General features: G+C 44.5%; 16 protein-coding genes. 3 read left to right on the top strand and 13 right to left on the bottom strand.

The features are described from left to right. Window positions 1-21: 21 nt before the first annotated feature. Window positions 22-1,203 (bottom strand): iron-containing alcohol dehydrogenase, encoded by a 1,182-nt coding sequence (locus B5G00_RS01590; protein ID WP_087267445.1) that lies wholly within the window; start codon window positions 1,201-1,203, stop codon window positions 22-24. A 177-nt stretch (window positions 1,204-1,380) separates the two neighbouring features. Between B5G00_RS01590 and B5G00_RS01585 the strand changes: the two genes are divergently transcribed. Next, window positions 1,381-2,529, top strand: a complete 1,149-nt coding sequence (locus B5G00_RS01585) for an aldo/keto reductase (protein ID WP_087267442.1) — start codon at window positions 1,381-1,383, stop codon at window positions 2,527-2,529. Window positions 2,530-2,642: 113 nt separating this feature from the next. On the opposite strand, the gene uxaC is transcribed toward B5G00_RS01585, so the two are convergent. Together uxaC and B5G00_RS01575 are read right to left on the bottom strand one after the other, a co-directional pair. Beyond that, on the bottom strand, window positions 2,643-4,058 hold the full coding sequence (gene uxaC / locus B5G00_RS01580; RefSeq protein ID WP_087267439.1) for a glucuronate isomerase: 1,416 nt from the start codon (window positions 4,056-4,058) through the stop codon (window positions 2,643-2,645). Window positions 4,059-4,160: 102 nt separating this feature from the next. Then, entirely contained in the window at window positions 4,161-5,468 is a 1,308-nt protein-coding gene (locus B5G00_RS01575) for a TRAP transporter large permease (RefSeq protein ID WP_087267436.1), read from the bottom strand. 421 nt (window positions 5,469-5,889) lie between these two features. Between B5G00_RS01575 and B5G00_RS01570 the strand changes: the two genes are divergently transcribed. Then, a complete protein-coding gene (locus tag B5G00_RS01570; protein WP_087267433.1) occupies window positions 5,890-6,360 on the top strand; it encodes a GNAT family N-acetyltransferase in 471 nt (156 codons plus the stop codon). 76 nt (window positions 6,361-6,436) lie between these two features. On the opposite strand, the gene B5G00_RS01565 is transcribed toward B5G00_RS01570, so the two are convergent. The 5 genes from B5G00_RS01565 to B5G00_RS01545 all read right to left on the bottom strand — a co-directional run bounded on the left by B5G00_RS01565 (window position 6,437) and on the right by B5G00_RS01545 (window position 12,542). Beyond that, complete coding sequence (locus B5G00_RS01565) at window positions 6,437-7,399, bottom strand: beta-ketoacyl-ACP synthase III (RefSeq protein WP_087267430.1); 963 nt, start codon at window positions 7,397-7,399, stop codon at window positions 6,437-6,439. Window positions 7,400-7,497: 98 nt separating this feature from the next. Then, a complete protein-coding gene (locus tag B5G00_RS01560) occupies window positions 7,498-8,523 on the bottom strand; it encodes a hypothetical protein (protein ID WP_087267427.1) in 1,026 nt (341 codons plus the stop codon). Between the two features lie 7 nt (window positions 8,524-8,530). Next, entirely contained in the window at window positions 8,531-9,067 is a 537-nt protein-coding gene (locus tag B5G00_RS01555) for a DUF5662 family protein (RefSeq protein WP_087267424.1), read from the bottom strand. Further along, window positions 9,019-10,935, bottom strand: coding sequence for a glycogen operon protein GlgX (locus tag B5G00_RS01550; RefSeq protein ID WP_087267421.1), 1,917 nt, complete (start codon window positions 10,933-10,935; stop codon window positions 9,019-9,021). Before B5G00_RS01550 ends, B5G00_RS01555 begins: the two co-directional genes overlap by 49 nt. A gap of 29 nt (window positions 10,936-10,964) precedes the next feature. Continuing rightward, window positions 10,965-12,542, bottom strand: coding sequence for a ClC family H(+)/Cl(-) exchange transporter (locus tag B5G00_RS01545; RefSeq protein ID WP_087267418.1), 1,578 nt, complete (start codon window positions 12,540-12,542; stop codon window positions 10,965-10,967). A 199-nt stretch (window positions 12,543-12,741) separates the two neighbouring features. Between B5G00_RS01545 and B5G00_RS01540 the strand changes: the two genes are divergently transcribed. Next, window positions 12,742-13,140: a DUF1292 domain-containing protein gene (locus tag B5G00_RS01540; protein WP_087267415.1), complete on the top strand. Its 399-nt coding sequence runs from the start codon at window positions 12,742-12,744 to the stop codon at window positions 13,138-13,140. Window positions 13,141-13,223: 83 nt separating this feature from the next. Here B5G00_RS01540 and fabV read toward each other — a convergent pair whose 3' ends face one another. The 5 genes from fabV to B5G00_RS01515 form a co-directional block, all read right to left on the bottom strand. Next, the gene (fabV, locus tag B5G00_RS01535; protein WP_087267412.1) at window positions 13,224-14,414 is read right to left on the bottom strand and encodes an enoyl-ACP reductase FabV; all 1,191 of its coding nucleotides are present in this window, start codon (window positions 14,412-14,414) and stop codon (window positions 13,224-13,226) included. A gap of 110 nt (window positions 14,415-14,524) precedes the next feature. Continuing rightward, complete coding sequence (locus B5G00_RS01530; protein ID WP_087267409.1) at window positions 14,525-15,040, bottom strand: deoxyuridine 5'-triphosphate nucleotidohydrolase; 516 nt, start codon at window positions 15,038-15,040, stop codon at window positions 14,525-14,527. A gap of 108 nt (window positions 15,041-15,148) precedes the next feature. Next, window positions 15,149-17,242: a polyribonucleotide nucleotidyltransferase gene (locus tag B5G00_RS01525; RefSeq protein WP_087267407.1), complete on the bottom strand. Its 2,094-nt coding sequence runs from the start codon at window positions 17,240-17,242 to the stop codon at window positions 15,149-15,151. Window positions 17,243-17,411: 169 nt separating this feature from the next. Next, window positions 17,412-17,678 (bottom strand): 30S ribosomal protein S15, encoded by a 267-nt coding sequence (gene rpsO, locus B5G00_RS01520; RefSeq protein WP_087267405.1) that lies wholly within the window; start codon window positions 17,676-17,678, stop codon window positions 17,412-17,414. Window positions 17,679-17,866: 188 nt separating this feature from the next. Next, window positions 17,867-19,660 carry an O-antigen ligase family protein gene (locus tag B5G00_RS01515; protein ID WP_087267402.1) on the bottom strand — a complete coding sequence of 598 codons (1,794 nt, stop codon included), beginning with the start codon at window positions 19,658-19,660 and terminating at the stop codon, window positions 17,867-17,869. Window positions 19,661-19,732 lie beyond the last annotated feature (72 nt).

Below are 19,732 nucleotides of genomic sequence, written 5' to 3'. Positions count from 1 at the left end.
ATTATTAGTATATGTCAATAATTAATGATTGGCATTTTTTAATATTTCCAGCACATCTTTTTCATGAAGTTCTTTAAATTTTGCCACTGTGAAAGTGTCGTTTCCCGTTGCCCTTCTGGCCATGTCTTCCAGCTCTTCCACGGGTCTTACGCCAATCTCCAGTTCTCCAATAGAAACCGGCATGTGAATGGAGCGGAAATAATCTACCGTTGCCTGGATTCCCTGGCAGGCAGCTTTTACAGGATCTTCTTCCCGGATGTCCCATACAGTCCTGGCATACTTTGCAAAGCGTTCCGGCTCTTCCATATAGACATACCTGGCCCAGGCCTCCCAGACAGCAGAAAGACTGGCACCATGGGCCACATCATATTTCGCGCTTAATTCATGACTAATCTTGTGAGGCGCAAAGTCCTTTTCTGCACCAAGTCCTGTAATGCCGTTGTGAGAAAGACTGCCGCACCACATCAGTTCGCTCATAGCCTGGTAGTCCTCCTGGTTTTCGAAGGCTTTTTTTCCATTTCTGATCACTGTACTCAGTAGTCCCTGAGCAATCTCATCGGTCATTTCATTTCCCTTGCTGTGGGTAAAATATCTGTCCAGGGTGTGCATCATAATATCTACAATGCCGCAGGTAACCTGATATTTCGGCAGGGTATAAGTAAGCTCCGGATTCATAACTGCAAATTTTACCCGGTTAAACTCTGTACTCAGCCCCTTTTTTCTTCCAATCTTCTCATTGGTCAGCACTGCAGAATCACTCATCTCACTTCCAGCAGCCGAAATAGTAAGCACTACGCCTACGGGAATGCTCTTTTTTAGCTCTACCTTTTCTGTCCAGATATCCCAGAGGTCCAGTTCAGGATTGGCAGCTCCATGTGCAATGCCTTTTGCCGTATCAATGGCGCTGCCTCCTCCTACTGCCAGGATAAAGTCTGCCTGGATTTTCAATGCCTTTTTAGCGCCTTCTTCTGCCAGAGAAAGTCTGGGATTTGGCTGTACCCCTCCCAGTTCCTCCCAGAATATATTTTCATCATCCAGTTCTTTTTGGATTCTTTCCAGAAGTCCGCTTCTTCTGGCGCTGCCTCCCCCATATACAAGGAGTACTCTGGTGCCTCCCCACTTTTTCACAGCTTTACCAGTCTGTGCCTCCGCCCCTTTTCCAAATATGATTTCTGTAGGCGCATAGTATTCAAAACTCTGCATGATCTTCCTCCTCCATCTATTTTATCTACCATCGATTATAGAATATATTTTTCCATTCTGCCATACTGCTGATTATTTTTCGAAATTTTTACCATAATTTTTCTGAATCTATGATACAATAGCAGAAAGAAGAAATTTCTTTATGTATTTTAAAGATGAATATCAGGAGGTGCCGATATGGAATATCGCAAAATGGAAAAATTAGGGGTTTCTACCTCTCTTCTGGGATTTGGCTGCATGCGATTCCCCTTAAATCCAGATGGCTCAATCTGTGAAGAAGAAGCCGAAAAAATGCTGGATACCGCTATTAAGGCAGGGGTAAATTACATAGACACTGCCTACCCTTACCACAACGGAAACAGTGAACCTTTCGTTGGCAGAGTCTTAAAAAAGTATGATCGGAGCAGTTTCTTTTTAGCCACCAAACTTCCTATGTGGGATATTCATTCCATAGATGATGTTAAGAGGATTTTCCAGGAGCAGCTGAACCGTCTCCAGACAGATTACATAGATTTTTATCTTCTTCACTGTCTGGACAAGGAAAAATGGGAAAAAACACTGAATCTGGATGTTATATCTTATATGGAAGAAATGAAAAAACAGGGAAAGATCCGCTTCTTCGGTTTTTCTTTCCATGACGATTTTGAAACCTTTAAAACTATCCTTACCTACAGAGACTGGGACTTCTGTCAGATCCAGTACAATTATGCGGATACTGACATCCAGGCCGGAGACAAGGGTTATGACCTTGCTGAAGAGCTTGGAATTCCCATGGTGATCATGGAGCCTGTAAAAGGCGGTTCTCTGGCCTCTCTTCCCAAAGAGGTCGTCGCTCCCTTTGCAGACTATAATCCGGAAGCCAGCACAGCCTCCTGGGCTCTCCGCTGGGTGGCAAGCAAACCCAACGTAAAAGTAGTTTTAAGTGGTATGTCCACTCCGGAACAGGTAGAAGACAACCTTCGGACATTTCACCCCTTCCGCCCTCTTTCCCTCAAAGAAAAAGAGCTGGTATCAGAAGTTTCCAGACGTATAAAACAGAGGACTAAAAACGGGTGTACCGGATGTGCTTACTGTATGCCTTGTCCTTTCGGTGTGAACATTCCAAAGAATTTCCATATCTGGAACGAGCTGGCCATGTATGGAAACAAGGCCAAGGCAGAGCAGGCATATTTCAAAGATCTTTCTGAAAAAGAACGGGCAGATCAATGTCATGAGTGTGGAAAATGCGAAGAAGTCTGTCCTCAGGGACTTTCCATCCGTGAAAATCTAAAAGAGGCCGCCAAAGAACTGAGTGTTCTTAAAGAAACAGTAGAAAATCCTTCATAAAATCCATAGAAAACAGAAAAGAGAAAGGGCCGCAGCAGCAGTTCTTTCTCTTCTCTGTTATAATTATAATTCAGCGGCAAAGCTCCTTCCGGGAGCCGCCCCCTTTCAAGTCCTTATTTTGTTTCCAGATCAAATCCGAAATATCTCACTGCATTGTTGTAGGAGGTACCTTTCACGATCTTTTCCAGATTCTTCATATCTTTCGGATATTCTCCGTTCTCTACCCATCCCCCGATCAGTTCACACATAATTCTTCTGAAATACTCATGTCTCGGATAGGACAGGAAGCTTCTGGAGTCTGTCAGCATTCCGATGAAGTTGCCCAGCAGTCCCAGGTTTGCCAGAGATGTCATCTGTTTCATCATACCGGTCTTATTGTCATTAAACCACCATGCAGAACCCTGCTGGATCTTTCCGATCGCATCGCTGTTCTGGAAGCAGCCGATAATGGTTCCGATAGTCTCATCATCTGCCGGATTCAGGCTGTAAATAATCGTTTTCGGCATCTTTCCTGTGTCGTTGACTGCATTTAAGAAATCTGCCAGCTGATCAGCCGGTGTATAATTACTGATACAGTCAAATCCGGTATCCGGGCCAAGCTTTGCATACATAGCCTTATTGTTATCTCTCTTACAGCCATAATGGAGCTGCATTACCCAGCCTTTTTCCCCGTATTCCGGGGCCAGGAACAGCATAAAAGCTGTTTTAAACTTGGCAGCGTCTTCTTTGGAAACAGGTGCTCCGGCTAAAGCTCCCTGGAAAATCTTCTCTACCTCTTCCTCAGAAGCAGGCACATACATCACGTAGTCCAGACCATGGTCAGAAACCAGGCAGCCCATGCTGTGGAAGAAGTCAATTCTCTTCTTTAAGGCTTCTTTCAGATCTGCAAAGGTCTTGATCTCTACGCCGGAAACTTCTGCCAGCTTCCGGATATATTCCTGATAGCCCGGTTTTTCCAGATTCATAGCTTTGTCCGGTCTCCATGCCGGAAGAACCTGTACGTCAAAAGACTCGTCCTCTTTAATCACTTTATGCCATTTCAGGTCGTCTACCGGATCATCTGTGGTACACAGAAGGGTAACATTGGACTGTTTAATCAGGTTCCGCACGCTCATAGAATCTTCCTGAAGCTTTGCATTGCACAGATTCCATACCTCTTCTGCTGTCTCGCTGTTGAGAACGCCGGTATAACCGAAAAATCTCTGGAGTTCCAGGTGGCTCCAGTGGAACAGAGGATTTCCGATAGCTTTTTCCAGAGTTTCCGCCCATTTCTGGAATTTTTCTCTGTCCGGTGCATCTCCGGTAATGTAATACTCTTCCACGCCGTTGGAACGCATCTGGCGCCATTTGTAATGGTCGCCTCCCAGCCATACCTGGGTAATGTTCTCAAATTTTCTGTCTTCTGCGATTTCCTGAGGATTAATATGGCAATGATAATCCAATACAGGAACCTGTGCTGCAAAATCATGGTACAGCTCTTTGGCTGTCTCTGTGCTCAGTAAAAAATCCTTATCCATAAATGGTTTCATAATACAAACCTCCTTTTATAATAATTTACAAAATTTTTCAGGTATTTGTCAACATATCCTGTAAGATTTACGAAAAGTTCTAAAAACTGGTTTGTACTGACTTTATACGTAGCCCATCAGACTTGGCAGCCACAGACTGAGCTGGGGGATATAAGTTACCAGCATGAGCACGATAAAGATAGCCAGGAAATACCAGAGAAGCTGGCGGAATACGGTCTCAATCTTCACCTTTCCTACCTTAACACCTACAAACAAAGTAGTTCCCACAGGAGGTGTAATGGTTCCGATGCAAAGATTGAAGATCATCATAATACCAAAGTGGATGGTGTTCATTCCCAGGGCTGTGCATACCGGCAGGAAAATCGGTGTAAAGATCAGGCAGGCCGGTGTCATGTCCATAAAAGTACCTACGATCAGCAGGATGATATTGATAATAAACAGGATCACAAATTTATTGTCGCTGATAGCCAACAGGCCCTCAGAAACCAGTGACGGGATGTTGGTGAAAGCCATAACCCAGGACATAATGCTGGAAACGCCGATGAGGAAAATAATGATACCTGTCATTTCTGCGCTTTCCTTGAGGATCTGAGGGATCTCTTTGAGCTTAATGGATTTATAGCCGAACAGAGACAGGAGCAGACTGTATACCACTGCTACCACAGACCCCTCGGTTGCTGTAAAAATTCCGCCGATAATACCGCCGATAACGATTATGATCAGCAGCAGGCAGGGAATTGCTTCAAGGAGAACTTTAATCTTTTCTTTTCCGGTAAACTTGCTGGTGCTTCTGTAGCCTTTTTTCTTGGCGATAAAATAGATCACCACCATACATGCCAGTCCCCAGAGGATACCCGGGATATAGCCGGCCATAAACAGAGCCGCCACAGATGTGCCGCCGCTTACCAGAGAAAAGGTAATCATAACATTGCTGGGAGGGATTAAAAGCCCTGTAGGAGCCGTAGCAATATTGGCTGCTGCAGAAAAGTTCGGGTCATAACCTTCATCCTTCTCAATAGGACCGATGATGGAACCCATAGCAGAAGCTGCCGCTGTACCGGAACCGGAAATGGCGCCGAAAAGCATATTAGCTACAACGTTTGTGTGTGCCAGTGCTCCGGGAGCACGTCCTGTAACTAATTTTGCAAGGTTGATCAGACGGACTGCGATACCGCCCTTATTCATAATATTTCCTGCCAGGATAAAGAAGGGAATGGCCAGCAGGCTGAACACAGAGATACCGGAGAAAATTCTCTGGGCTCCTGTCAGAACTGCTACACTGGTATCCATAACAGGCAGGATTGCGCAAATGGAGGAAATTCCAAGGGCAACTGCAATAGGTACACCGGCAATCAGCATGATCACCAGCAGTACCAGAATAATTAAACCTGAAAGTAATGCTGTACTCATATTTTATCTCCTTTCCTATTCTTCCTCTGTCGGCCTGCGGTCAATTCCCATTGCCAGGTCAATGACGATTTCCAGGATTTTCTTCGGAACCCCTGTAAGCTTATCTGCAATAAATCCCATGCGCATATGATCTCTTTCTGACGATCCTTCTGTTCTGGAATTCTATTATCAGCATAGAGACAGCAGTGCAAAAGATCTGGTACATGCTGTCTGCACAAACACAGACTTCTGGGGAAAAGATTTAACAGAAATCCCTGGGTTTGAAGAAGAAGTAACAAGAATCCTGGAGAACATTCAGACCCTGGGAACATATGAGGTAATGAAAAACTGTTTATAAGGCCCCATTCTTAATGACTTTTCTTTTGGAAAGTGCTAAAATGGAAAAGAACTGATGAAACTGAAAGAAAAGAGGTAGAAGCCCATGAAAGTACGTATGGCTCAGGAAAAAGATATAGAAAGGATCCACAGTCTGCTGGCCCAGGTGGCTATGGTCCATCACAAGGGAAGACCAGATTTATTTAAGGCCGGAAAAAGCAAGTATACCGACGAAGAATTAAAAGTCCTTCTCCGGGATACCAGCCGCCCCATTCTGGCGGCAGTAGATGAAAATGACTGTATGCAGGGATATGCTTTCTGTATTTTTCAGCAATATAAAGACCACAATATTATGACCGATATTAAAACTCTGTATATTGACGATCTGTGTGTGGATGAAACTATGCGGGGCCATCATATTGGGCGGATGCTTTATGAGGCTGCTCTGGATTTTGCACGGGAACATGGCTGCTATAACCTGACACTTAACGTATGGAGCTGCAACGAAAGCGCCATGAACTTCTATCAGTCCTGTGGTCTGAAGCCTCAGAAAGTAGGAATGGAGATCATTCTTTAAAAAGCATGAAAAAACGGCATGAAACAGACTTCTGAAATTTTTCAAAGTTCTGTTCCATGCCGTTTTATACTTTTCTTTACCATTCCAGAAGAGAAGCTCCCCAGGTTAATCCTGCGCCAAATCCAGAAAGGATAATCTTGTCGCCTTTTTCCAACATGCCTTTCCTGTTCATCTCATCTAAGAGAATGGGAATACTTGCCGCTGATGTATTTCCATAAAAATGGAGATTCATAGGGAATTTTTCTTCCGGTTCTTTCATTCTCTTTGCAACGCTGTCGATGATCCTGCTGTTTGCCTGATGGAGAACATAATATTTAATCTCCTCTTTTGAGGTTCCTGTCTTATCCAAAAGAGCTTTGATACACTCAGGGACCTTTTTTACGGCAAACTTGAATACCGGCTGTCCCTCCATATAAATATGATCGGCTTTCTGCTCATTAGGGAATAAAAAGTTGCTGGTTTCCCTGGCCTTACAGGTAAGTACCGGTCCCTGCTGTCCGTCAGAATACTGGACCATATCAATCATGCCAGTCTCTTCTGCCTGTATCACCGCAGCTCCTGCACCATCCCCAAAGAGCACACAGGTACCTCTGTCTTCCCAGTCAATGAGTTTTGACATGGTTTCTGCTCCTATGAGCAATGCCTTTTTATAAATCCCGGCTTTCATGTAAGCCTGAATCGTATTCAGCCCGAAAAGAAAGCCTGAGCAGGCAGCGCTGAGATCAAAGGCCACTGCATTTACTGCTCCCACAGCCTCCTGGACACAGCAGGCTGTATTTGGGAAAAAATAATCCGGTGAACAGGTGGCCACAATGATCAGGTCCAGGTCCTGAGGGTCCGTCCCTGCATCCTCCAGAGCTTTTTTCGCCGCCGAAACAGACATGGAAACTGTAGACTCTTCCCCGGCAATCCTTCTCTCTTTGATCCCTGTCCGGCTGGATATCCATTCATCATTGGTCTCTACCACTCTGGACAAATCTTCATTTGTTACTTTATGGACGGGAACTGAGCTCCCCGTACCGACAATTCTGGCTGTCATAGCTTTACCTCTATTCTGTTATCGTGTTACTTTTCATTTCAAATATTTTGATATACAAAATATTCTTTTTCTAAGTATACAGTAATTCCTTTTCTTTGTCAATTATCCGGCCCAGAATTCTCGTCATTATATATCTTCTGGATTTCCCGTGAAAGCTCCCGGTTCAGATCGTCCAAGTCAATCCCTACTCCTGGCTGCGCTCCGTAATTATTCGTTGGCTTAGGCCTTTCGTACTGTTTCTGACCCACAACATATTCCTGGGTTCTGTCCATATTCAGCTTCTGCCTTTCCTTTTCTCTGGCCTCATAGATTTCTTCCAGGTCCTCATCGTCATAGTCTTCTGCGTCAAAGTGATCCTTCTTAGGCTTGGTTTTCTTAGAATCGGTTTTCTTAGGATCTGCTTTTTCAGATTCTTTCTCTGTATCCTGGTATCTCCTGCTGCCGCCACTTCTGTGATGTACAGTTTTCTTTACCACCTTTTTCTTCCGTCCCGGCAGACCTCTGCTTCCTCGTCTTGTCAGAGGAGCCTCTGAATTTCTCCGGCTCATGTACGGAAGTGACTGTACAAAGGCCCCAAAAGCCGCCAGTACCAGTCCCAGTAAAAGATGAGCTGCACTGGAATCAACATTTACCATAGACAGCAGCAGCCCCATACCGCCGATACCACCGCATAGAGCCGTAATGGCGATCACCATCTGACGCTCATATCCCAGTGCCAGAGTTCCTGCAAAAACACCGATCACAAGAGCGATCAGATGATTCATTGTAGAAGGACTTTCCATGAAAGTAATGACCATGAAATATATAAGGCCGGTACACATTACAAAGACGCCCAGTTTATAAAAAACCCATGCAAGAAAGCAGACGATCAGAGCACATCCTGCTCCGGCTGCCAGAGCCAGCACCCAGTCATTCAGGACATAATAGCCTACTGCAGTGCCTCCTGCCCCTCCTGCCAGAAGACCTAGCAGGCATCCCCAGACCTTTCTTAACCGATATCCCATGAAGCAGTTAAGGAGAGCAAAACCTGCTCCGCCAAAAGTAAAAATGATCAAATATTCTTGAGGTATCTGCTGCCACAGGTTATTTATGATTCCCAAAACCTGTTCTAACTGCATTGTCATAATTTTTCTACTTTCCTTTCAAATAAACATGCTTGATATATTTCAGTGTTTCTCTTTCCCCTCTCTCGGCCAGCATCCGAAGGAGCATCTCCAAATCTCGGTTTGTTTTTTCATGGACAAACCACAGCTTGTCTTTGCTTTTCAGGAAATATTCCAATGGAGCAGCATCTGTATAAGTATCCGGGTGGTAGTTTCTGGAAGCGCTGATACGGTCCATGACCATCTCTGCAATATACTTCCTGGGCATAGGCACTCCCCGGATTACTGTGTCACAGTTAATGCCGTAATCTACCCAATGTTCAAAATGATGCTTATTTCTTCCGTAATGGTGTATCCAGGAGGTAGAAAGGCCTGTGGCCTCTCTCTCTGCATTGTTGGGACTTCTGTTTCCCTGATAATATCTGCATCCCACAGAAAACTCTGTCCAGGAATATTTGGACAGGTCGTGAAGGATTCCCTGCTTATAAAGCCCTATCTTAAAACAGTATTTCATTACTAAAAGCTTGTGCCTTGTAATCGTCTTAAAATGTTGCCAGACCCGCATGCTTTCTCATCCTGCTTTCCTGCTAAAATTATAATGGTTCTTGGTGGAATTTCTATGGTTTTCTCTTTCAAAACTTTCTCTTCCGGTTCAAATTCCCTGCTCTCTTCCTGGTCTGTGGCCATAATCTTTCTCCAGGAAATCTCTTTGGCTGCCCCCGGAAGGGCTATTTCATGGGGCATCCAGTGAAAATTACAGGCCAGAAAGATAAAATCTCTGTCCTGTCCCGCATAATCTCCGCAGTACATAACTCCCAGATATCTCTGACTGCTGCCCCGGTCAAGATACCAGGCCTGTTCTCCATGATAGGAAATATCCGGATATCCCAGGGCCTTATAGTCCGTTCCCTTAGGCTCGGTTTCCATATGGAGAAGGGGATTCTGTTTCCGAAAGGAAACAGCCTTTTTTACAAAGTCCAGAAGCTTTCCGTTCTTTTTCATGCCTCTCCAGTCCACCCAGCCTAATTCATTGTCCTGGCACCAGGCATTGTTATTTCCCCTCTGGGAATTTCCCCACTCGTCTCCCTGGAAGATCATAGGGGTTCCCTGGGAAAACATCAGCATAGCAAAAGCGTTTTTCAGCTGGCGGAAACGCAGCTGCCGGATATTCTGTTTTCTGGTAGGTCCTTCCGCCCCGCAATTCCAGGTGCAGTTGTATTCCAGTCCATCCTGGTTGTTCTCCCCATTTTCTTCATTATGCCGCTCTTCATAGGCCACCATATCTCCCATAGTAAAGCCATCCTGATCCGCCATATAATTGATCACCCCGTTATATGGGGGATTTCTTCTGATACGGAATAAAAATTCTCCCATCATATTCTCATCGCCCTTTAACATATGGCGCATGCAGTAAAGGAAGCCTTCATTATATTCTCCCACATTTTTATAGGTCAGCTTCCTTCCTCCCAATACTGCTTCCCCGTCTACATCATGGAAGAAAAGTTTTGTTCCTGAGAGATAGGCGTCTTTCATAAAGACATCCTGGCAGATTCCTCTTCCCATAAGATGGAAGCCATCTATATGATATTCTCTCTTCCAGTATTTTAAAATCTCCAGAGCCTCTGAAGGAGAAGTCTCCTCCTCAAAGTAAAATTCCATTAAACATTCCAGACCATTCTGATGGAAAGCATCCACCATATGTTTAAACTCCTGTACAGGATTTTTGGTAGCGCAGAAAGCAGACTTAGGTGCATAGTAACAGGCATCTCCCGTATATCCCCAGCAGTTTATCCTGGGATTTTCTTCTTTCTTTCGCTTCTCTTCTGTATATCCGTACAGATGATCTCTGCGCTTGATCCGCATCCTCTCTCTGTATTCATAGGCCGGCATCAGAAGAACAGCTGTAACTCCCAGTTCCTGAAGATAGGGAATCTTCTGCTCAACTGCCTGAAAAGTTCCTTTTTTCCGTACTCCGGAGCTTCTGTGCATGGTAAAACTCCGGACCTGAAGCTTATAGAGTATAGTATCTGCCAGAGATCTTGGTTCTCTCTTTTCTGCTTTCCATACATAGCGGTCTGTTTTCCATCCACAGCACAAAGTCTCTGAAACTTTTTCTCCGAATCCCTGGGTATTGCAAAGATACCTGGATCTGGGGTCTTGGATCACTTCTCCTTCTATCTGAAAATTATACCTTATCTCTTCACGGATTCCCTTTACTCTTACAGAGAGGATTTCTCCCTCCCTGCTCTCCTCCGGAAAGGGGATTTCCAGAGTATCTTCTCCCTGCCTGTATAAAAGCAGAGAAGCCTCCATTCCCCGTGGAACTTCCAGGGCAAATTCATAGCCTTCTGATGTCTTCCGGACTCCTGGAAAGCAGGAGCATCCCGGAACAGTCTGTACTTTTTCTTTCTTCTCTCTTTCTGTTGTGTTCAAACCGGCACCTCATTTCTTTTATTCATGGATTACTGATCAGTCTTATTATTTTTTTCTGTACATGCCTTTTCCAGATAATCATATACAGCCGGCGCATCCAACTCATCAGCCATGGTGACAATGATGTCCCCCGCCATGAGTATGGTTCTCCCTCTTGGTATCAATTCTGCCCCATTTCTCCTCACCGCCACGATCAGGCAATTTCTGGGCCACTCTATCTGCTGGATCATCTTATTGTGGATCGGGCTGTTATGGCAGACTACAAATTCCTGTAAAATCTTTTCTCCTGTTTTTTCTGTTACCTTCTGTCCCCGTCTTTTCAGCAGACTGTTCAGAAGGCTCTCGTAAATCGGTTCTGACCTTACCCAGGAAGCTACCAGATATGCAGTAATAGAAATCAGGGACATAGACAGCATCTGACTTACCTGCCCTGTCATCTCAAATATCAGTATGATTCCCGTAATAGGCGCTCTTACGATAGCAGTAAAATATCCAGCCATGGCAAGAAGCACGAAATTACTGATATAGGAGGGATCCAGTCCCATATATTGGGCGGCAAAGGTTCCATAACTGCCTCCGATAAGGGCTCCTAAGACCAGAAGGGGAAAGAAAATTCCTCCTGGAGCTCCTGAGCCAAAGGAGATTAAAGAAAACACAAACTTCAGGGCCAGCAGGCCTAAAAGTGTCCCCAGGACCATTTCTCCTCCAGCAGCTGTTTCAATAAGGTCATGACCGCTTCCCAGCACCTGGGGAGCGGCAAGTCCCAGAACGCCGGCCAGAAGAAATGGTATTAAAAGTCTGGTCGTCTCATTCAGCCTCTTAGCCTTATAATACAGGCCCTGGACCCACATTGTCATTTTGTTGTAAAAAGCACCCAGCAGGCCTAGGATCACACCAAGTATCACAATATGCCAGTAATACCGGGGCTCAATCTCCAGGCCTATATCAAACTGGAATACCGACTGAAAACCTAAAAGTTGTCCGGAAATATAATCTGCCGTAATCGAAGCCGTCATTACTGAGACCAGAACAGAAACCGAAAAGTTTTTGTGTATTTCTTCCAGAGAAAACATAACTCCGGCCAGAGGCGCGTGAAAAGCCGCTGCCAGTCCGGCACTGGCGCCGCAGGTGAGCAGATATTTTTCCTCTGTCTTTCCTCTGTCCAAAGCCTTAGACACTGCTTTTCCTGTCATTGCTCCGATCTGGATAGAAGGTCCCTCTCTTCCTAAAGAAAGCCCCGCCAATAGAGAAAGAAAGCCTCCCAGGAATTTAGCAGGCAAAACACGCCACCAGACCTGCTCCAGCTTTCCCATCATCTCCCCTTCTACCTGGGGGATGCCGCTTCCTGAGATCATGGGCTCCCACTTTACAAGTTTTCCCACAATACAGGCCATAACAACCAGCAGAAAAAGCCATGCTGCTGCCGCAGCCGGGTATTCACGGGCATATTGAAGGACCTCTGTCATGGCTTTGCCCGCATACTCCAGCAGAACCCTATACAGCAGCACTACCAGACCGGCTATGATCCCTACCAGAAATCCCTCTGCTGTCAGTATTGTCTTAAAATGCTCTGCTCTTCGGATAATATGGGTGGTATCCTTTTTCACTTTTAAGGACCTCCTTATTAAAAGTATCTGTTGCTCTTTGCCTGTAAAGAGCGGAAATCAGCCTGAATCTCATATATGATCATTTTCATTATACGTGTCCCCATATGAAAATGCAAATTCTTTTAGCCCCAGGCGCCATTGCATTATCAGTAAGTATCTGATAAAATATTAAGGAAATTCAAAAGAGAGAGGTCCAAACATGAGTGAAGAAAGCTATACAACTGATATCGGGGCATGTAATCCCAGCGACTGTGCTTCCTGTACTGCCGACTGTTCCAGTGCCGGCGGAAGTAACGGCACCATTCCCAGAGTTCCCAATCCTACCATCAAACTGACTCTGGAAGACGATACGGTACTGGAATGTGCCGTTCTCACTACCTTTCCTGTAGAGGGCTTCGGAGAATATATTGCTCTGGTTCCTCTGAACCAAAATGGAAAGAGTCCTGAGGGAGAAACTTATTTATTCCGTTTTTCCGAAGATGGAGACAACCCCGTTGTCAGCAATATTGAGCGGGAAGATGAATACATGGCGGCGGCTGAAGCCTTTCATGACTTTATCGCAAATTTAAAAAGTGAAAAAGACCTGGAGGAAAACTGATTTTTCCTTCTGCCTAAAAGGGACTGTTGCATTAAATATTTAATGCGACAGCCCCTCTTCTTTTGTTTCTTCATGCTCCTCTACTACTGGGCATCAGCTTTCAGGCTGGGGATTTCCACCTGGACTTCCGTATCTTCTGTATAATCAATATTATCAAAATGGAAACCAAACATATGGTAAAAGTCTTCCCAGTATCCGTCAATATCAGAAACTTCTTCTACGTTTTCTGTAGTGACCTTTTTCCAGCACTCCATTACCTGATTCTGGACCTTATCATCTAATTCCCAGTCATCCATACGAATCTGGTATTTTTCATCTGCAGGCACCTGTTCCACCAGCAGCTTATCCTTGAAAAGTCTGGCGATCTGCTGGATACATCCCTCATGAGTTCCCTGTTCCTTCATCACCTTATATAAAATAGCAAAATACAGAGGCACAATAGGAATTGCTGCACTGGCCTGGGTAACCAGAGCCTTATTAACAGAAATATAGGCCTTTACATCCTCATACTTCTCATTAATCTCTCCTGCAGTTTTTGTCAGATGGCGTTTTGCCTGACCGATGGTTCCGTCATAATAGATCGGATATGTAAGTTCCGGACCGATATAAGAATAAGCCACTGTTACTGCATCTTTTTCCAGTACATCGGCGGCTTTCAGCGCATCGATCCAGTCCATCCAATCTTCTCCGCCCATAACCTTTACAGTACCTTCCAATTCTCCTTCTTCTGCAGGTTCTACTGTCTTGGTAACAATGGTATTTGTCCGCAGATCCAGACTCTTTTCTGTAAAAGGCTTGTCTGTGGTCTTCAAAGTGGATACCCACATTTTCCCCTGGGCATCAGTCCTTCTGGGCGCCGCCAGACTGTAGATTACCATATCCACCTTTCCCAGATCTTCCTTTATTATGGAAATCGCCTGTTCTTTTACTTCTTTTGAAAACGCGTCTCCATTAATGGATTTTGCATACACCCCTTCTTTTGCAGCCTCTTCCTCAAAAGCGGCTGTGTTATACCAGCCTGGAGTGGCTGTTCTCTTTCCATTAGATGGCTTTTCAAACATAATTCCCAGTGTAGCTGCATGACATCCGAAAGCGGACGTGATCCTGCTTGCCAGTCCATATCCCGTGGAAGCTCCGATTACCAGGACCTTTTTTGGCCCCCCTGTAATCCCCTGCTCTTTCACATACGCGATCTGCTCTCTTACATTCTCTTTACAGCCCTGGGGATGGGCAGTAGTACAAATAAACTCTCTGACCTTAGGTTCAACAATCATGATATGCTCCTCCTGGATTTCTATAATCACTTCTCAATCTCTTCTGCATATTTACTTTGAGTCTCAAAACATTCTAACACACCCCAAAATAATATGCAAGATTTTTGTTCCTATTTTCCTGTGGTACTGCCCATGCCACCGTTGCGTACTGCTGTAGCATCATCGTCCACTGTAATCCCATACTCCAGAAAAATCCCCTGAGCGAATCCTGTTCCCCCCTCTACCTGAACGGTCTTTCCTTCTTTTGAATCATTAGTTATCTTAATAAAAATATGACCTTCATTATCTGAGTAATAATAATCGCTGTCAATGATACCAACTGTATTATTTAACTGAAGACGGTATTTAAATCCCAGTCCGCTCCGGGGATAGATTTTCAATACCCAGTCTGGTTCTATCCAGGCCCGGATCCCTGTAGGCATTTTCAGAGTTTCTCCCGGTTTCAGCTCAAAATCTACCGGGCTGAAGAAATCATAGCCGGCACTTCCTGCAGTGGCTCTTCTTGGAAGACGGATCCCATCATAAATCTCCCGGATTTTTTCTTCCTCTGTCTGCGGAAAGGCGCCCAGCCATCCTTCCCGGAACTGTTCCCAGGTTACCTTCTGGAATTTTGCGATTCTCCTCATATCTTTCTCCTTACTCATGGCTTGTTCAAAGTTCTTTTCTTATCTGATATCTGTTAAAACAAAAGAGCTGCCGCACATAGTTCATTGCAGCAGCCCCTCAATTTTCTTTTAATTCTCTTTTGGCACGTCTTTCATGCTGAAGCTGATGCGGCCCTGTCTGTCTTTACCCAGGCAGACTACCTTCACAACATCTCCCAGGGAAAGCACGTCTTCTACCTTGTCGATGCGCTCTTTCGCAATCTTGGAAATGTGGACCATTCCTTCTTTGCCAGGAGCAAATTCCAGAAATGCGCCGAATTCCTTAATGCTTACCACTTTTCCTGTAAGAATCTGTCCTTCCTCAAAATCTGTGGTAATGATATTGATATATTTCACAGCCTTATCCATCATGGCCTGATCTGTGCCGCAGATAGAAACGCCGCCGTTGTCGTCAATATCAATCTTTACGCCGGTTTCATCGATAATGGCATTGATGGTTTTTCCTCTCTGACCAACAACATCGCCGATTTTTTCCGGGTCGATCTGAATCTGAATGATCTTAGGCGCATATTTGCTTACAGTCTCTCTGGGCTTGTCAATGCATTTTGCCATAACTTCATCCAGAATATATTCTCTTGCCTCTCTGGTCCGGGCAATCGCTTCCTCAATGATCTGTCTTGTAAGACCGTGGATTTTAATATCCATCTGAATAGCAGTGATTCCTTCATGAGTTCCTGCCACCTTGAAGTCCATATCGCCGAAGAAGTCTTCCAGACCCTGAATGTCTGTCAGTACAATATAATCATCGTCTGTCTCTCCTGTTACCAGACCGCAGGAAATACCGGCAACCGGTTTCTTGATCGGAACGCCTGCAGCCATCAGAGACATCGTAGAAGCACAGATACTTGCCTGGGAAGTAGAACCGTTAGACTCAAAAGTCTCGGAAACGGTACGGATAGCATAAGGGAATTCCTCTACACTTGGCAGTACGGGAACCAGAGCTCTCTCTGCCAGAGCCCCATGTCCGATCTCACGGCGTCCTGGGCCTCTGGAAGGTTTTGTCTCTCCTACAGAGTAGGATGGGAAATTATAGTGATGCATATAGCGCTTGCTCACTTCAAACTCGTCCAGTCCGTCCAGTCTCTGAGCCTCAGAAAGAGGTGCCAGAGTGGTAACAGTACAAATCTGAGTCTGTCCTCTTGTAAACATAGCAGAACCATGTACTCTTGGTACGATATCTACTTCTGCTGCAAGAGGACGGATCTGGCGGATATCCCTTCCGTCAGGACGTTTATGATCCTTTAAGATCATCTTCCGGACAGTTTTCTTCTGGTACTGATAAATAGCATCTCCTAAAACAGCCAGCCATTCTTCATTGTCCGCAAAAGCTTCTTCCAGCTTCTCGGTGATCTGTCGGATATTTTCCTCTCTCACCTGTTTCTCGTCTGTGAAGACAGCTTCTTCCATCTCTTCAGGAGTAACGATTTCTTTGATAGCGGAAAATAATTCTTCCGGAACTGCACAGCTCTCATAAGAGTGCTTCTCTTTTCCACATTCTGCAACAATCTTATCAATAAAAGCAATGATTTCCTGGTTCACTTCATGAGCCTTGAAAATTGCTTCGATCATCTGAGTTTCCGGCACTTCGTTGGCGCCAGCTTCGATCATAATAACTTTTTCTCTGGTAGAAGCTACAGTAAGCTGAAGTTCGGAAATCTCCTTCTGTGCCAGAGATGGATTAACTACAAACTCCCCATTGTTCAGACCAATCTGTGTAGCGGCACAGGGACCGTCAAAAGGAATATCGGAAATGCAGGTGGCAATAGAAGAGCCCAGCATTGCCACAACCTCTGGATTACACTCCGGGTCTACAGACATGACCATATTATTCAGAGTCACATCATTTCTATAATCTTTTGGAAACAGGGGACGCATAGGACGGTCTATTACACGGGAAGTCAGGATGGCATGTTCACTGGCCTTTCCTTCTCTCTTATTAAAGCCTCCTGGAATTTTTCCAACTGCGTACATCTTTTCTTCATATTCTACGCTTAATGGGAAGAAATCGATTCCTTCTCTGGGCTTATCAGAAGCCGTTGCTGTAGATAATACCGTAGTATCTCCATAGTGCATAAATGCAGCACCATTTGCCTGCTTAGCCACACGACCAACATCTACTGTCAGTGTTTTGCCGGCAAGCTCCATTGAAAAACTTTTATACATATCTTTTCTCCTTTTACTTATTGCGGTCCTGCATCTCTCTCCGAAACAACTGAAAAAAGCACTTGGGGCAAATGTTCTTTTCAGTGGTCTCGGCACAGGGCACGCGGACCGCTGTTTTCATGGCGTAAAACAGGGCGGAATTTCTCCCGCCCCGTCAACCCTGATCTGATTACTTTCTGAGACCTAACCTTTCAATTAAAGAACGGTATCTCTCGATATCTTTTTTCTTCAGGTATGCAAGTAAACCACGTCTCTGACCTACCATTTTCAGAAGACCTCTTCTGGAATGATGATCTTTGTGATTCACCTTTAAATGCTCTGTCAGCTCATTGATTCTTGCTGTAAGAACTGCAACCTGTACCTCAGGTGAACCTGTGTCTCCAGGTGTTCTTGCATATTCTGCCATGATAGCCTGTTTCTTTTCTTTAGAAATCATTTTGTTTTCCTCCATATACTTTTAATAATCGCCGGTGATTAAGAAACGGTTGGAGATTCCAATTCCTGAACCACGGCTGTTTCCAACGTTTTGAGTATAGCATAAGGAGATTGGGTTGTAAAGGGAAAAATCTACAAATATTATACTCCACAAAAAGCACCACCATGTTGTACTGCAGACTGTGAAATCTATCCCTTTAACAATTTTCCCCCTGTATACCCTAAAATAAGCCAGAAAAAAGCTGTTGCCGCTACACAGCTGTTATTTACCAATCCAGCAATCTCATAAGCCAGCAATCCAAAGAGAAGCAGATATTCCAAATTTCCTGAGGGTGTTTCCTTTTTAATCAGTCTTCCTGCTCCTTTAAAAAAGCACCAAGCAAAAATATACAGCATACAGAAAAGGGAAATAAGCCCGCTGCTTACAGCCGTCTGCAAATACCAGCTATGGGCCTGTTCAATACAGTAATCTGCGCTTCCATGGACATTCAGCATACCAGCTACTTCTGACTGTGGATAGTAAAAAGGAAAAGTCCCGATTCCCCTTCCCAGAACCACTACATCCCAAAGAAGTGGTATAGAGGAAATCCAGATATAACCTCTCCCTGTAAAAAGGGAATAAAATTGTTCAAATCCAGTAATAACCGGCTGAGGAATCCTGGAAAGTAGGGAGCCATTAAAATCCACATAGTACAAAAGTCCATCCTGTACATAGAACTCCACCGGGTCCTGATATCCGAAATCCAAAGAGAGGACTCTTCCCACAACTGATAGAGAAATTTTTTCATATTCTCCTGAAAGTCTTGCTCCTTCCAATGTAGCTTCTAATGGAATCTCCGTATTCTCTTCATCGCTGAATCGAAAGTCCTCTATTGTAAGATCTGCAGCGTCTTTCAGAACTTCTACCTGGAAATCTCTCTGCTTTCCTTCCACAGAAAGAATTCCCTGGTTCAACTGTATTTTTTCTACAGTGAATACTTCTGAAGTTTTCTCATATTGACTATTGACCACTGATTCTTTTACATTCCCTAATAAATTTTCCCCTTGGGTAAAGCTACCTGGGGCTATCAGTAGAATAAGGACACAGACGGTCATGATGATTGCCGCCTGCAGACAGTTTTTCCAAATTTTCTTGGAAAACAGCAGTATTCCTTCTACGAGCAAAGTAATCACAGACGCATAAAATGCACCTGAAGAATCGGATACAAAAACATCAAAAAACAGACCTCCAGCTAAAATCCCGTCCAAGATTCTTGCACCTGTAGATTTTTCGGTCAAAGCGGAAGCAGTCATTACTCCAAATAGCAGTGCGCAAAATCCCCCAAAGAATCCAGGGTTTCCAAAAGTAAGCGCCACACTCCCATTATAATCCAGATAAATATTTTCCAAAAGGTGCTGATATCTTTCTGGTGTGAGAACCTTTTGGACTGACTCTATATTAAAGGCAGGCCCCCAGACAAGTTCGGCCACTGCTCCAATTGTAAGCAGCAGACTCAGCAGCCGGATGCTCCATATCAAAAGTTTTTCTCCCCATTTGCCGGCAAAAAGAAAAAATCCGCCGATAAATAGCACCATATATCCAAAAATTGCAGCCAGGCCCTCATAGTCAATACTCAGGCCCATAAATCCATACTCCCTATACTGGGAAAATATACAGGACAACACATTCAGTAAGAAATAAAGTCCCAAGGCGGCCCAAAGCTTTCTGCCTTTCCAAAGATTTTCCGGCAATTTGTCTGCAAGAATCCAGTAAGCCAGGAATCCCAAACCCATAGCCGCCAGCAAGAACAAGGCAAAAACAAATAAAACAACCTCTTTATTATAGTAAAAAAGGTCTACTGTAAATTTTGACTTTTTAGCGAAATAAATTAATTCCATTCCTTCCGGTCTCGCCACATGAAGATACATCAGAAAAGGATAGACCACCATAAAGGCAGTAAGAATCCAGGCAAGTGTTTTTTTATAATTGTTTATAAACTTCATATTGTTCCTCTAACACACAGAGACCCATTGCATCCTCTGAGAGATGAATGGGTCTCTGCTGCCATGTATTAT

The sequence above is a fragment of the Blautia sp. An46 genome (assembly GCF_002161645.1).
Taxonomy (GTDB): Bacteria; Bacillota; Clostridia; order Lachnospirales; family Lachnospiraceae; genus Blautia; species Blautia ornithocaccae.
Note: the sequence above shows the minus strand (reverse complement) of the source record. Positions and strands in the feature narration are given on the sequence as shown.

Coding starts and splice junctions, on each gene's coding strand:
- B5G00_RS01590 (WP_087267445.1), bottom strand. CDS start 1,203: ATGCAGAGTTTTGAATACTATGCGCCTACAGAAATCATATTTGGAAAA.
- B5G00_RS01585 (WP_087267442.1), top strand. CDS start 1,381: ATGGAATATCGCAAAATGGAAAAATTAGGGGTTTCTACCTCTCTTCTG.
- uxaC (WP_087267439.1), bottom strand. CDS start 4,058: ATGAAACCATTTATGGATAAGGATTTTTTACTGAGCACAGAGACAGCC.
- B5G00_RS01575 (WP_087267436.1), bottom strand. CDS start 5,468: ATGAGTACAGCATTACTTTCAGGTTTAATTATTCTGGTACTGCTGGTG.
- B5G00_RS01570 (WP_087267433.1), top strand. CDS start 5,890: ATGAAAGTACGTATGGCTCAGGAAAAAGATATAGAAAGGATCCACAGT.
- B5G00_RS01565 (WP_087267430.1), bottom strand. CDS start 7,399: ATGACAGCCAGAATTGTCGGTACGGGGAGCTCAGTTCCCGTCCATAAA.
- B5G00_RS01560 (WP_087267427.1), bottom strand. CDS start 8,523: ATGACAATGCAGTTAGAACAGGTTTTGGGAATCATAAATAACCTGTGG.
- B5G00_RS01555 (WP_087267424.1), bottom strand. CDS start 9,067: ATGCGGGTCTGGCAACATTTTAAGACGATTACAAGGCACAAGCTTTTA.
- B5G00_RS01540 (WP_087267415.1), top strand. CDS start 12,742: ATGAGTGAAGAAAGCTATACAACTGATATCGGGGCATGTAATCCCAGC.
- fabV (WP_087267412.1), bottom strand. CDS start 14,414: ATGATTGTTGAACCTAAGGTCAGAGAGTTTATTTGTACTACTGCCCAT.
- B5G00_RS01530 (WP_087267409.1), bottom strand. CDS start 15,040: ATGAGGAGAATCGCAAAATTCCAGAAGGTAACCTGGGAACAGTTCCGG.
- B5G00_RS01525 (WP_087267407.1), bottom strand. CDS start 17,242: ATGTATAAAAGTTTTTCAATGGAGCTTGCCGGCAAAACACTGACAGTA.
- rpsO (WP_087267405.1), bottom strand. CDS start 17,678: ATGATTTCTAAAGAAAAGAAACAGGCTATCATGGCAGAATATGCAAGA.
- B5G00_RS01515 (WP_087267402.1), bottom strand. CDS start 19,660: ATGAAGTTTATAAACAATTATAAAAAAACACTTGCCTGGATTCTTACT.